The 13,303-nt window shown below is 74.1% G+C and carries 12 protein-coding genes; 2 read left to right on the forward strand and 10 right to left on the reverse strand.

The genetic code is table 11. The features are described 5' to 3' along the window. Positions 1-18 precede the first annotated feature (18 nt). Positions 19-789, reverse strand: coding sequence for a maleylpyruvate isomerase family mycothiol-dependent enzyme (locus J116_RS04740; protein ID WP_079147659.1), 771 nt, complete (start codon positions 787-789; stop codon positions 19-21). Between the two features lie 103 nt (positions 790-892). Here J116_RS04740 and J116_RS04745 point away from each other — a divergent pair, with 103 nt between their 5' ends. Next, on the forward strand, positions 893-1,336 hold the full coding sequence (locus tag J116_RS04745) for a hypothetical protein (RefSeq protein ID WP_139140459.1): 444 nt from the start codon (positions 893-895) through the stop codon (positions 1,334-1,336). Further along, positions 1,333-2,166, forward strand: a complete 834-nt coding sequence (locus J116_RS04750; RefSeq protein WP_139140460.1) for a hypothetical protein — start codon at positions 1,333-1,335, stop codon at positions 2,164-2,166. Before J116_RS04745 ends, J116_RS04750 begins: the two co-directional genes overlap by 4 nt. Before the next feature lie 10 nt (positions 2,167-2,176). Here J116_RS04750 and J116_RS04755 read toward each other — a convergent pair whose 3' ends face one another. From J116_RS04755 to J116_RS04795, 9 genes are all read right to left on the reverse strand, one after another. Further along, positions 2,177-2,848, reverse strand: coding sequence for a GntR family transcriptional regulator (locus J116_RS04755; RefSeq protein WP_023590493.1), 672 nt, complete (start codon positions 2,846-2,848; stop codon positions 2,177-2,179). A 49-nt stretch (positions 2,849-2,897) separates the two neighbouring features. Continuing rightward, positions 2,898-3,899, reverse strand: coding sequence for a proline racemase family protein (locus J116_RS04760; protein ID WP_023590492.1), 1,002 nt, complete (start codon positions 3,897-3,899; stop codon positions 2,898-2,900). A 93-nt stretch (positions 3,900-3,992) separates the two neighbouring features. Continuing rightward, a complete protein-coding gene (locus J116_RS04765; protein ID WP_023590491.1) occupies positions 3,993-4,934 on the reverse strand; it encodes a dihydrodipicolinate synthase family protein in 942 nt (313 codons plus the stop codon). After that, positions 4,934-6,397, reverse strand: coding sequence for an FAD-dependent oxidoreductase (locus J116_RS04770; protein ID WP_023590490.1), 1,464 nt, complete (start codon positions 6,395-6,397; stop codon positions 4,934-4,936). Before J116_RS04770 ends, J116_RS04765 begins: the two co-directional genes overlap by 1 nt. Continuing rightward, a complete protein-coding gene (locus J116_RS04775) occupies positions 6,381-6,707 on the reverse strand; it encodes a (2Fe-2S)-binding protein (protein ID WP_023590489.1) in 327 nt (108 codons plus the stop codon). Before J116_RS04775 ends, J116_RS04770 begins: the two co-directional genes overlap by 17 nt. 210 nt (positions 6,708-6,917) lie before the next feature. Then, positions 6,918-8,108 carry an NAD(P)/FAD-dependent oxidoreductase gene (locus J116_RS04780; RefSeq protein ID WP_051203962.1) on the reverse strand — a complete coding sequence of 397 codons (1,191 nt, stop codon included), beginning with the start codon at positions 8,106-8,108 and terminating at the stop codon, positions 6,918-6,920. Positions 8,109-8,170: 62 nt separating this feature from the next. Next, positions 8,171-10,543, reverse strand: a complete 2,373-nt coding sequence (locus J116_RS04785; RefSeq protein ID WP_023590487.1) for a collagenase — start codon at positions 10,541-10,543, stop codon at positions 8,171-8,173. Positions 10,544-10,797: 254 nt separating this feature from the next. Further along, complete coding sequence (argF, locus tag J116_RS04790; RefSeq protein WP_023590486.1) at positions 10,798-11,814, reverse strand: ornithine carbamoyltransferase; 1,017 nt, start codon at positions 11,812-11,814, stop codon at positions 10,798-10,800. Between the two features lie 222 nt (positions 11,815-12,036). Continuing rightward, complete coding sequence (locus J116_RS04795; RefSeq protein WP_023590485.1) at positions 12,037-13,269, reverse strand: arginine deiminase; 1,233 nt, start codon at positions 13,267-13,269, stop codon at positions 12,037-12,039. Between the last annotated feature and the right edge of the window lie 34 nt (positions 13,270-13,303).

Here is a 13,303-nt window from a genome sequence, read left to right on the forward strand (position 1 = left end):
CCGGGGCCGGGTACGGGGTCAGATCCAGGTGGGGGGTGGGGGGACGTTGTCGGGGGTGGCGGTCAGGGAGGTGGGGGTCGCGCGGCCTGACAGCCAGGCCAGGAGGGCTGCCTGGGGGCCGCTGACCGTGGGGCCTTCGTTCGTGGCCGGGGACAGCGTGTGGGTGAGGGCCGTGTCCGTGGACTTGATGGTCAGGGGGTGTACGTCGGTGCGGCGGTGCAGGGCCGCCACGATGTCGTCGATGATCCAGCGCGCCGTGACCTCCGGGATGTGGGCGAAGGTGTACCCGGCCGCCAGGTCCGCGTGGTGGACCTCCAGTTCACGGATGCGGGTGAGGATCAGGCCGGCCGGTGTGCGGTGCTCGCCCGTGCGCATGCGCACCTCCTTCCGCCAGGCCTCGGGCGGCAGGGCGCGAATCTCCCGGTCGAAGCGGGCCTCCGCGTCGAGGACGTCGGCCACCAGCGCCTCGACCGGGCGGTGCGCGCCCGCCTCGATCTCCGCCGCCCGCGCCTCCATGCTCGCGTACTGCGGTGTCTCCAGCCCCGTACGGGCCGAGCGGAGCAGTCGGCACAGGCTGTCCGTGGCGCGGGCGACGTGGGTGACGACATGTCCCCGGGTCCACGGCGGGATCAGGGTCGTCCCCCGCGCCTCCTCGTCCGTCAAGGACCGGACCGTGGTGATGAATCGGTTCGCCGATGCCTTCATGCGCGCCAGGGCTTCCGGGTCTCGCACTCTGCCCTGTCTCCCTTCTCCGGCCTCCGCGGCTCTTGTGGAAGTTTTCTTTCGCATCACGGTATCCCGCTCGTCGCGCGGGATCTTCCGAAGCCGTGCTTCCCGGGGTGCTCGGGTCGTACGATGCCCGCAACCGGCATGTTTCTGAGGGGGGTTCAGGATGCTTGGTGAGTCGTTGACCGTCGTGGCCGCCGCACTGGGGACGGCTGTGGTGCAGGCCGCCGGCACGCAGGCGTGGGACGGGCTGCGGGGCGGTGTCGCGCGGGTACTGGGCCGGGGGCGCCCCGAGCGGGAGACGGTGGAGCTGGAGTGGCTGGACCGGACCGCCGCCGCGCTCGACGCCGCCGAACCCGAGCGGGCCGAGGTCGAGCGCGCCCGGCAGGAGGCCGTGTGGGGCACCCGCCTCGCCACGCTGCTGGAGAGCCTCCCCGAGGACGAGCGGCAGGCCCTGATCGACGCGCTGCAGGGCGTGTTCGACCAGTACCGGCCCCCGGCCGAGGAGCGCGGTACGGGCGGCGGCGTGCACGGCAACGTCTTCCACGGGCCCGCCTTCGTCCAGGGCCACGGCGGTACGCAGAACGTCACGCTCGGGCCCCGGGAATGACTCTGCCACCTCCTGGGCAGGGCCCCGGCGGGGTGTCGCACAACACCTTCGCCGAGCCCGCCGTCGTACAGGGGCACGGCGGCGTCCAGAACATCTACAACCAGTCCCCGCCCCGCGGGACGTGGCCCGTCGCCCTCGGCGCCGCCTCGGTCGTCCTCGCCGCCGCGGCCGGGGCGTTCCTCGCCCTGTGGTTCGACGACGGACCCGGGGGCGGGGAGACGGACGACAGGCGCGGCGCGGCGGTGGCGTCCGGGCCCGCCGCGGGCCGTGGCAGCCCGCCCCCGGGTGGTACCGGCTCCGCCGCCGGGCGTGCCGCGCCGACCTCCGGCGCCGTCGGCCCGACCGCCGCCGACGGGGCCGCACCGCCCGACACCGCCGACGGGGCCGCACCGTCCGACGCCGGGGGCGCGGGCGAACGGGTGCGGTGGTCGGGCACCCTGCGCATCAGCGGTGTGAGCGGTCCGCAGCTCGACCAGGAGCCGCCGGTGAAGAGTCCGTACACGCGGGACGTCTGGCTCGCGGAGGTCGATCCCGCAGTCCTCCAGGGCAGCGGGATCGGCGGTGTCCACATCGAGAACCTGGCGCTGTGGGAACGGCCCGACGCCCCGACGCGCGCGCAGTGCGAGGAACTCGTCGCCACCCAGGGCGTCGCCGAGGTCGTCGTACGCCAGGGCAGCGTGGTGTGCGTGCGCACCCTTGAAGGCCGTACTGCCGTGCTCACCGTACGGTCCGTCAGCACCGACGCCCAGTCGGGCATCCTCGCCGAGGCCCGCGTGTGGTCCGCGACCGACATGTCCTTCTGGCTGATGTCGGGCGGCGGTACGCGATGACCGGTCCCCGTCAGTGGTCCTCCGCCGCCCACAGGGACCGTACGTGGCCCAGGTGGCGGCTCATGCACGCCTCGGCCGCCGCCGCGTCGCCCGCCAGCATCAGGTCGAGCAGCTCCAGGTGTTCGGCGGCGGACGCGACGAGCAGGCCGCGCTCGTCCAGTGCCGTCAGGCCGTACAGGCGGGACCGTTTGCGCAGTTCGCCGACGGTCTCCACGAGCCGGTCGTTGCCGTGCAGGGCGAGCAGCGCCAGGTGGAAGCGGCGGTCCGCGTCGAGGTAGCCGATCAGGTCGTGGTCGCGGGCCGACACGACGATCTCCTCGGCGACGGGCCGCAGCGCCTCCAGCTGCTGCCGCGTCGCCGAGCGGGTGACCGCGCCGACCGTGGGCACCTCGATCAGGGCGCGCAGCTCCGAATACTGGTCGAGGTCCCGTTCGCTGACCTCCGTGACCCGGAAGCCCTTGTTCCGTACGGGTTCGACCAGACCCTCGCGCGCCAGGTCGAGCATCGCCTCCCGCACCGGCGTGGCGGAGATGCCGAAGTCCGCGGCGAGCGCCGGGGCCGAGTAGACCCGGCCCGGCTGGAGTTCCCCGGAGATCAGCGCGGCGCGCAGGGCGTGGGCGACCTGGTCGCGCAGGCGCTCCTGCGCGGTGATCAGGTTGGGCTGCTTCAGATGGCCACCCATGGCCTACCTCCGGGGCTGCTGTGGTGCGTCGGTTCACATCGCGGGCACCTCAGAGTAGGAAACCCGCCGGGAACGGGTCGTCCGGGTCCAGGAAGTACTGGGCCGTGCCCGTGATCCAGGCCCGTCCCGTGACCGCCGGGACGACGGCGGGCAGGCCCCCGACCGTCGTCTCGCCCACGAGCCGCCCGGTGAACCGGGTGCCGATGAACGACTCGTTGACGAACTCCCGGCCCAGCGGCAGCTCCCCGCGCGCGTGGAGCTGTGCCATCCGCGCGGACGTGCCCGTGCCGCACGGAGAGCGGTCGAACCAGCCGGGGTGGATCGCCATCGCGTGCCGGGACCGTGCGGCGTCGGAGCCGGGCGCGGCCAGGTAGACGTGCTTGAGCCCCGTGATCTGCGGGTTCTCCGGGTGGACCGGCCGGTCGGCGGCGTTGACGGCGTCCATCACGGCGAGCCCGGCGGCCAGCAGGTCGTCCTTGCGGGCCCGGTCGAAGGGCAGGCCCAGCGCGTCGAGCGGGACGAACGCGTAGAAGTTCCCGCCGTACGCCAGGTCGTAGCGGACCGTGCCGAAGCCGGGCACCTTCACCTCGCGGTCCAGGGCGACGCTGAACGCGGGCACGTTGGTGAGCGTGACGGACTTCGCCGCGCCGCCCTCCACCCGTACGTCCACGGAGACGAGACCGGCGGGCGTGTCGAGGCGGACGGTGGTGACCGGTTCGGTGACGGCCACCATGCCGGTCTCCACGAGGACGGTGGCGACGCCGATCGTGCCGTGCCCGCACATCGGCAGGGCACCGGACACCTCGATGAACAGCACCCCGTAGTCGGCGTCGGGGCGGGTGGGCGGCTGGAGGATGGCGCCGCTCATCGCGGAGTGGCCGCGCGGCTCGTACATCAGCAGGGTGCGGACGTGGTCGAGTTCCTCGACGAGGTGGCGGCGGCGCTCGGCCATGGTGGTGCCGGGCAGGACGCCGACGCCGCCGGTGATGACGCGGGTCGGCATGCCCTCGGTGTGCGAATCGACGGCGTGGTAGACGTGGCGGGTACGCATCGGGGACCTCCGGCAGTCGATGGAGACGGTGGAGTCGGCGGAGTCGGCGGAGTCGGCGGAGTCGGTCGATTCGGTCGGATCGGGTGGCGGAAGTCAGTCCAGGCCCTCCGCCAGGGCCTTCTCGGTGGCGGCGCGTACGGCCGCGGCCTGGTCCGCGGCCAGCGGGGAGCGCGGCGGGCGGGTGGGGCCTCCGTGGCGCCCCGCGAGGTCCATGGACAACTTGATGGCCTGCACGAACTCGGTACGGGAGTCCCAGCGCAGCAGCGGGTGCAGGGCCTTGTACAGCGGCAGCGCCAGGTCCAGGTCGTGGTCGAGCGCGGCCCGGTAGAGGGTGGCGCACGCGCCGGGCAGGGCGTTGGGGTAACCGGCGATCCAGCCGACCGCGCCCGCGAGGGCGAGTTCGAGGAGCACGTCGTCCGCGCCCACCAGCAGGTCCAGCTCGGGGACCAGTTCGGCGAGTTCGTAGGCGCGGCGGACGTCGCCGCTGAACTCCTTGACGGCGACGACGTGCCCGTCGGCGTGCATCCGGGCGAGCAGGGCCGGGGTGAGGTCGGTCCTCGTGTCGTACGGGTTGTTGTACGCGACCACCGGCAGTCCGGCCGCCGCGACCTCCGCGAAGTGGGCCCTTACCGCTTCCTCGTCGGCCCGGTACGCGTTGGGCGGCAGCAGGAGCACCGAGCCGCAGCCCTCTTCGGCGGCCTGGTCGGCCCAGCGGCGGGCCTCGGCACTGCCGTACGCGGACACGCCGGGCATGACGCGGGCGCCGTCGCCCGCCGCCTCGACGGCCACGCGGACGACACGGGCGCGTTCGTCGTCGGTCAGGGTCTGGTACTCGCCGAGCGACCCGTTGGGGACGACCCCGTCGCAGCCGTCGGCGACGAGGCGGGCGACGTGCTCGGCGTACGCGTCGAAGTCCACGGAGAGGTCGTCCCTCAGGGGGAGGGCGGTGGCGACCATGAGGCCGCGCCAGGGGCGGGGAGGGAGCGCGGGGGTCTGGGTGAGGGTGGAGTCGGGGGTGGGGGTCGGGGTGGTCATCAGGGGGTTCCTCCGTTGGTGAGGTCGGTGGGGGTGGTGGGAGCGGTGGGGTCTGCGGGGCCTGTTCCGGTGTGCAGGGCCGCCAGGTGGCCGAGCGGTACGGGGCAGGAGAGCGGGCGCCGGTCGGGGGCCGGGGGCTCCCCCGCCAGACGGGCGACGGCCTGACCGCACATGCGGCCCTGGCACCAACCCATTCCGGCGCGGGTGAGCAGCTTCACCGTGCGCGTGTCGTGGGCGCCGTACTCGGTGACGGCCTCGCGGACGCGGCCCGCGGTGACCTCCTCGCAGCGGCACACCTCGGTCGTGTCGTCCAGCCAGCCCGTCCAGCCGGGGCCCGGCCGGTGCGCGGCGGCCATCGCGTCGGCGAACGCCCGCAGCCTCGCGCGGCGGCGGGTGAGCGCGGCGGTGCGGCGCGGGTCGCGGGGCGTGCCGCACAGGGCGTGGGCGATGGCGTCGGCGGCGATCTCGCCCTCGGTGAGCGCCAGGTCGGCGCCGCCCACCCCGGCGGTCTCCCCCGCCGCCCACACGCCCGGCACGGTCGTCGCCTGGTCGGCGTCCACGACGAGCGCCGGGGTGTCGTCGGGGGTGCGGCGGGTGGCGCAGCCGAGGCCGGTGGCGAGTTCCAGCTGCGGTACGAGGCCGTGGCCGACGGCGAGCACATCGCACGGGACGCGCCGGGACGTGCCCGGTACGGGGCGCCAGTCGCGGTCGAGCCGGGTGACGGTGACCGCTTCGACGCGGGTGGTGCCGTGGGCGGCGGTGACGGCGTGCCGGGTGAGCAGCCGGGTCGCGTGGCGCAGCAGGGCGCCGCCGTGGAGGGCGCCTTCGGTGAGCTTCGCCGGGTTGCGCACGAGGACGGGCAGCGCGCGGGCGTACGCGGTGTAGTCGGCGGCCTCCACGACGGCCGGTACGCGCACCCCTGCGGCGGCGAGCGAACCCGCGACGGCCAGCAGCAGGGGCCCGCTGCCCGCGACGACGACGCGCCTGCCCGGCAGGACCGGCCCGGACTTCAGCAGGGCCTGTGCGCCGCCCGCGCCCAGAACCCCCGGCAACGTCCAGCCCGGAAAGGGCAGTTGGCGTTCGTACGCGCCGGTCGCCAGCAGCACGGCACGCGCGTGGACGGTGGCCGGTGTCTCGTCGGGCCCGGCGACGGCGTGCAGCGTCCAGGCCGCCCCGCCGGGCCCGGGGTGCGGGACGACGGTCCACACATGGTGGGCGGGCAGGTGGCGGACGCGGCCGGTACGGCGGTGCTCCTCCAGGCGGCGGGCGCGGGGCGCGTAGTGGCGCCGGCCGTGGCGGGTGTCCGGGTGGGCCTCCCCGGCGGCGTGGCGGTGGAACTGGCCGCCCGGCCGCTCCCCCGCGTCCAGCAGCGTGACGCTCAGGCCCTGGTCGGCGGCGGTGACGGCGGCGGCGAGCCCGGCGGGGCCCGCGCCGACGACGGCGAGGTCAGCGGGCGGGTTCATGACCGGGGCCCTCCTGGATCGTGTTCCGGCCGGTGGCTTGCCTCGTGGGTTCGTGGCCGGTGCCCTCCTGGGTGGTGACGGTGTCGCCGGGGCGTACGGGCAGGAGGCAGGCGCGCTGGTTGGGGCGGCCGTTGACGGTGGCGAGGCAGTCGTGGCAGGTGCCGATGAAGCAGAACGCGCCGCGCGGGGCGCGCTGGTGGCGGGTGGTTCGCCAGGACGTGATCCCGGCCGCCCAGAGCGCGGCGGCGAGGGTCTGCCCGGGTACGGCGGTGAGCGGCGTGCCGTCGAAGGTGAACCGGTAGGGGGTCATGGTCTGCTCCTGGGCGGTGCGGGCCTGGGATGCGGGGCGGTGAGCTGGTGGCCGGGGCCGCGCCGGGGTCCGGGCGGTTTCGGCGCGGGGCGGAGGTGGGTGGTCGGCCTTGGTACGGGGCGGGCGATCCGTCCGTACGGCTGGGCGCGGGAGTCCTGTGGGCGGACGGGCCGCGGGGTGCGGCGGGGCGGGCGACGCCTCGCAGGGCGGTCAGGTGGTGAAGCGGTCGGGGCGGAACGGGGCCGCCGGTACGGGTGGCTCGGCGCCCGTCAGGGAGGCCGTGACCAGCGCGGCCGTCGCCGGGGCGAGGCCGATGCCCGCGCCCTCGTGCCCGCACGCGTGGTGCAGGCCCGGCACACGCGGGTCCGGGCCGATGGCCGGGAGGTGGTCGGGCAGGTACGGCCGGAACCCGCAGTACGCGCGCACCGCCCGCACCCGCTCCAGCGCCGGGAACAGCGCCACGGCCCGCGCCGCCAGCCGGTGCAGGGCCTCCGTCGACAGGGTCCGGTCGAACCCGACGCGTTCCCGTGTCGCCCCGATGAGCACCGGCCCGGCCGGGGTGCCCTCCACGACGGGTGACGACTGGAGGTCGGCGGAGCCGCTGGCGACATCGGCGACGTAGTCCGCCGCGTACACCTTGTGGCGGACGAACCCGGGCGGCAGCGGTTCGGTGACCAGCACGAAACCGCGCCGGGGCATGACGGGCAGCCGCGTCCCGGCGAGGGCGGCGACCTGGCCGCCCCAGGTCCCGGCGGCGTTGACGACGGCGGGGGCGTGGAGGTCGCCGCGCGGGGTGCGCACGCCCCGTACGGCTCCGTCGGGGCCGGTCAGGACGGCGGTCACCTCCTCCCCGAGCCGTACGTCGGCTCCGGCGCGGCGCGCGGCGCGCAGCAGGGCGGCCGCGGCGCGGGCGGGCTGGACCTGCGCGTCCTGCGGGTAGTGCACGCCCCCGGCGAGGCCGGGCGCCAACCGCGGCTCCAGAGCGTGCAGTTGTGAGGGGCCGACCTCGTGCGCCGTGACGCCGGCCGCGCGTTGGCGGGCGGCGAGGGTGCGGAGCGCGGCGAGGGCGGTCTCGTCGGGTGCGATGACGAGACCGCCCTTGGGCTCGTACTCGATGGCGTCCTCCCGGGGGAGGGTCGCGGCGAGTTCGCGCCAGAGCCGGGTGGAGAGCAGTGCGAGACCGAGCTCGGGTCCGGGCTCCTTGTCGGAGACGAGGAGGTTGCCCTCGCCCGCTCCGGTGGTGCCACCCGCGACGGGGCCCCGGTCGACGACGGCGACGGAGAGGCCGGCGCGGGCCGCGTGGTACGCGCAGGCCGCTCCGACCACTCCGGCGCCGACGATCACGGCGTCCACGGCCGCGGTGTCGGGGGGCGCGCTGGGACGGCTTCGGTTACGTCTCATGGGCACGTCAATAATATTTCACATGGCACTGACGCCTCACAAGACCCCGGTCCCGGCGGCGTTCAGCGGCGCAGCGGCCCCTCGCAGAGGTAGTCCGCACTGCCCGCCGTGCGGTCGGCCCAGATCTCCACCTCCCCGAACGAGCAGTTCATGTCGGAGAGGTTGGGCGAGGCGGGCGCCGCCCGGTCGAGCAGGAAGTAGTCCACCGTCTCGGCCATGTCGTGGAACACCCGGTCGGCGCTTCCCGCGTCGGCGAGGCGGGCGGTGACACGGCCCGTGCAGGTGAAGCGGGGCATGCCCGTGTCGCCGTTGGCGGTGCAGCGCGGGTCGCCGTGGGTGGCCGCGGCGAGGGTGGCGCGTATGGCTTCGGCGGTCGTCTCGCGGAGCCCGCTGTCGGGGACGTACGAGGTGTTCGGGACGAACAGGTCGTCCACGCGGGCGATCTCCCGGTCGAGGAACGCGTCGTAGCCGCGCTGGATCGCCGGGTCGCCGCCCAGCCGGGCGCGCCAGGCGTCGAAGGCGGCCGGATCGTCGGCGCGCAGGTGCCGGTACATCTCCCGCAGCAGGGCGGGGCGTTCGGTCCACAGGTACGAGAAGAACGTCCCGGCGTAGGCGTAGAAGCGGAAGCCGTCGCCCGCGTAGGTGGCGTGCAGGAGGCGGTCCACGGTCATGCGGGGGCCGCCGCCCGCGGTGTCCTGGATGACGCTCTGGACCAGGGACTTGCGGACCGCGACGCCGTCGTCGCGGGTGGCGCCGTCGAAGAACTCGGCGGTGCCCTCGTCCATGGCCGTGGTGCGGTCGCCCTGGTACCAGGGACCCTCGCCGAAGAAGCCGGGCACGGCGAACCGGCCGTTGAGGTAGTGCGTGTACTCGTGGCGGAACAGTTCCTCCAGCGTCAGCCGGGAGTCCTGGGGGACGCGCCGCTGGTACGTGTAGAAGGTCGCGCCGCGCTCGATGTAGATGCCGCCGTTGTCCGTGCCCATGCCGGTGAGCAGCGGGTGGTAGTTCTCGTAGTCGGCGCGGGAGGCGTACAGCACGGTGGTGAGGGTGGCGTGGGGGTCGCCGGCGAGCGGCTCGGTGGTGCCGAGGACCCGGTGGTACTGCGCCTTGACCTGCTTGCTCGCGTAGTAGAGCTGGTCCACGGTGGCACGGTCGAGGGCGGTGCGGACCTTGAGGGTTCCCTTGTCGTACGCGTACGTCTGCGGGAACAGCTGCCGCTCGATGTCGGCCCGGCAGACGCCGTACGGCTCGCACGCCTCGTAGTGGTTGAGCCAGCTCGCGAGCTTGGCCCACGGGGCACTGCCGCGGCCCCAGTCGGCGGTGACGGGGGTGAGGAGGGCGCCGATGTCGGTGACGATCCGCTGGCGCAGTGCGGCGATCTCGCCGAAGCGGGCGTACTCGGAGAGGGCGTCGCGGACCGTCCACTCGTTGGGCGTGCCCTTGAGGTGGGTGTGGCCCGCGAACCGGCGGAACGCGGCCCGGTACGTGTCGTTGCGCGCGACGAGGGCGCGGAAGGCCGTGTCGTCGTTGCCGGGGTGCAGGCCCAGGTAGTTGACGGACAGCGCGGCGAGGACGGCGCCGCCCCAGGCGCGGTCCGGGTACGTCTCGGGGTGGTACCGGTCCATGGTGGCCAGCACCTTGCGTATCAGGTCGAGCTGGGAGTGGCGCAGGCCCGGGGCGCTGCCGGTGTAGAGGGCCTCGCGGAGGGTTTCGGCGTTGGTGCGGGTGGGGTCGAAGGTGCGGGGCGCGGTGCCGAAGGCGTGGACGGCGCGGCGCATGGCCTCGGTGGTGGCGGGGTCGGTGACGTCGATCTCGTCGCGGGAGAAGTCGTGGTAGACGACGGCGTGGAGGTACGTGAACATCGCCAGCAGGTTGGCGGAGTCGTTGCCGTCGTGGCCGGGCGCGAGAGCGGCGGCCCGCCGGGAGACCGCCTGGACGTGCGCGTCGGCCATGACGGGCGCGAGGCGCGTGTCCCACGTCCAGATCAGGCCGCCGAGGCAGCCGTCGGCGGTGACGGCCGGGTCGGCGAGGAAGTCGGCGAACGGTTCGGGCGCGAGGCGGGTGACCGCGTCGAGCGTGCAGGGGACGGACGTGGCGGTGGGGACGGGATTGGGCTTGTCGGCGTCGGTTCCGGAGTCGGTGGTGCGGCGGTCGGTGGCCGGGCCCGTGGCGGGCGCCCGGCCGGGGGTGCGGGGGCCGGCGCGGTGGTCGCCGGGCGCGTCGGCGGTGAGGCTCGCGGGCCGGGGCGCCTTGGCGAGGCGGCGTACCTCGTCGTGCGGGTCGCCGGCCTCGGGCCCGGCGGCCCCCGGGAAGGCGGGGACTCGGGGGCCGGGGACTTCATGGGCGGCGGCCCGTACGGGGCTCAGGGGTTCCCCCAGGGCAGGGGGCGCGAGGGCGCCGAGGACGGTGGTCGCGGCGACGGCGGCGAGGAGCACGGCCCTTAAGGGAGTGCGCCGACGGGCGGAGGGACGACGGGAGGTCTGGAACACCGGTGCGGCTCCTGGTGTGGGAGGTGACGGGGGTGCGCCCGCACCCGGGGACCGGGCGCGAACGTCCTGACCGCAGCGGCGAGTTGCCCACATGCTTGAGGCGTTCATGCCACTGCAATGTGAGCTGTAACATAGTAATGTGAAATTGCACTGACAACCCCTCTGCGCCGTCTCTTCGAAACGGCGGCCGGGGTCCGGCGTCAGAGCGGGAGGTCCGCACCCGCCAGGGTCGCGACCATGAGGGCCTTGATCGTGTGGAGGCGGTTCTCGGCCTCGTCGAAGACGACCGAGTGCGCCGACTCGAAGACCTCGTCGGTGACTTCCAGTTCGGTCAGGCCGTGCCGCTCGTGGATCTCGCGGCCGACGGCCGTGCCCAGGTCGTGGAAGGCGGGCAGACAGTGCAGGAACCTCACCGCCGGGTTGCCGGTGGCGCGCAGCACGTCCATCGTCACCGCGTACGGGCGCAGGGCGGCGATCCGCTCGTCCCAGACCTCCTTGGGCTCCCCCATCGACACCCACACGTCCGTGGCCACGAAGTCGGCGCCCGCGACGCCCTCCGCCACGTCCTCGGTGAGCGTGATCCGGGCGCCGCTCCCCTCCGCCAGCTTGCGGGCACGGGTCACCACGTCGTCGGCCGGCCAGTACGCGCGCGGGGCCGCGACGCGGAGGTCCATGCCGAGGAGGGCGCCGGTGACGAGGTAGGAGTTGCCCATGTTGTAGCGGGCGTCGCCGAGGTACGCGAAGGCGACCCGGTCCAGGGGCTTGTCGGTGTGCTCGGTGACCGTGAGCACGTCGGCGAGCATCTGCGTGGGGTGCCAGTCGTCGGTGAGACCGTTGTAGACGGGGACGCCCGCGTACCGGGCCAGCTCCTCGACGGTGGCCTGGCTGTCGCCGCGGTACTCGATGGCGTCGAACATCCGGCCGAGGACGCGGGCGGTGTCCCGGACGGACTCCTTGTGGCCGATCTGCGAGCCCGACGGGTCCAGGTACGTGGTCGAGGCACCCTGGTCGGCGGCGGCGACCTCAAAGGCGCAGCGGGTGCGGGTGGAGGTCTTCTCGAAGATCAGCGCGATGTTCCTGCCGCGCAGCGCCTGGACCTCGGCGCCCGCCTTCTTGGCCGCCTTGAGGCGGGCGGCCAGGTCCACGAGGCCGCGGAACTCCTCGGCGGTGAAGTCCAGCTCCTTGAGGAAATGGCGGCCGGTGAGGTCGGGGACCATGGGTGCTCCTGGGGTCGGCGGGCAGGCGTCGCGTGAGCGCGGGGCCGGGACGCGAGGCGGATGGGGCTGGAAGTCTATACGATGTTCAGCATTCTTATACAGATGGGGTGGGGTCGGCCCCGGTGAATCGCGGGCCGGCCGTTGTACGGGTCGTAGGGGTCTTGGGGGCGGGCGCCCGTAGGGGCCGCGGGGGCCGTAGGGCTTGTGGGGCCGTAGGCGTGGTCAGGCGGGGTCGCGCTCGATGGGGCAGCTCATGCAGCGCGGGCCGCCGCGGCCCCGGCCCAGTTCGCTGCCGGGGATCTCGATCACCTCGATCCCCTCCCGGCGCAGGTGCGTGTTGGTCGTGACGTTCCGCTCGTACGCGATGACGACGCCCGGCTCGACGGCGAGGACGTTGCAGCCGTCGTCCCACTGCTCCCGCTCCGCCGCGTGCACGTCCTGGGTGGCCGTCAGGACGCGGATCGACGGCAGGCCGATCGCCTCCGCTATGGCCTGGTGCATGTGGTCGGGCGCGTGGTCGGTGACCTTGAGGACCTGACCGCCCTCGCCCGGTTCGATCGTGTACGAGCGGAGCATGCCGAGCCCCGCGTACTTGGTGAACGTGTCCGGCGCGACCATCGTCATGACCGTGTCCAGATGCATGAACGCCCTGCTCTTCGGCATGTCCAGCGCGACGATCGTGTGCGCCGAACCGGCCGCGAACAGGCCGCGCGCCAGCATCTCGACGGCCTGCGGGGTGGTGCGCTCGCTCATGCCGATGAGGACGGCGCCGTTGCCGAGGACCAGCACGTCGCCGCCCTCGATGGTGGACGGGTAGTCGTCCTGCCCCTCCGACCAGTGGTGGAACGCGCCCGCCTCGGGGCCGGTGAAGAGCGGGTGGTGCTTGTAGATCGCCTCGAAGTGGACGGTCTCGCGCTGGCGGGCGGGCCAGCGCATCGGATTGATGGACACGCCGTCGTAGATCCAGGTGGACGTGTCGCGGGTGAAGAGGTGGTTGGGGAGCGGCGGGAGGAGGAAGTCGTCCAGGTCCATGACGTGGAAGCGGACGGACGTGGGCTCGGCGTGGCCCGCCAGGTACTCGCGCTTCGTCACCCCGCCGACCAGCGCCTGGACGAGCTGCGGCGTGTCCATCGCGTCGAACGCGGAACGGAGGTGGTCGGTGGCGAGCGGGCCGTACTCCTTCTCGTCGAACACCCGGTCAAGGACGAGCTTGCGGGCGGCGGGCAGTTCGAGGGTCTCGCGAAGGAGGTCGCCGAAGAGGTGCACCTCCACACCGCGGTCCGCGAGGACGTCGGCGAACCCGTCGTGCTCTTGGCGCGCGCGGCGCACCCACAGCACGTCGTCGAAGAGGAGGGCGTCCTTGTTGCTCGGGGTGAGGCGCTTCAGCTCCAGGTCCGGGCGGTGCAGGATGACGCGCCGCAGGCGCCCGGTCTCGGAATCGACGTGGAATCCCATTCCCCCATCCTGGCCGAGGCGGGCGCCCGATACA

It is taken from the genome of Streptomyces thermolilacinus SPC6, assembly GCF_000478605.2.
GTDB classification, from domain to species: Bacteria; Actinomycetota; Actinomycetes; order Streptomycetales; family Streptomycetaceae; genus Streptomyces; species Streptomyces thermolilacinus.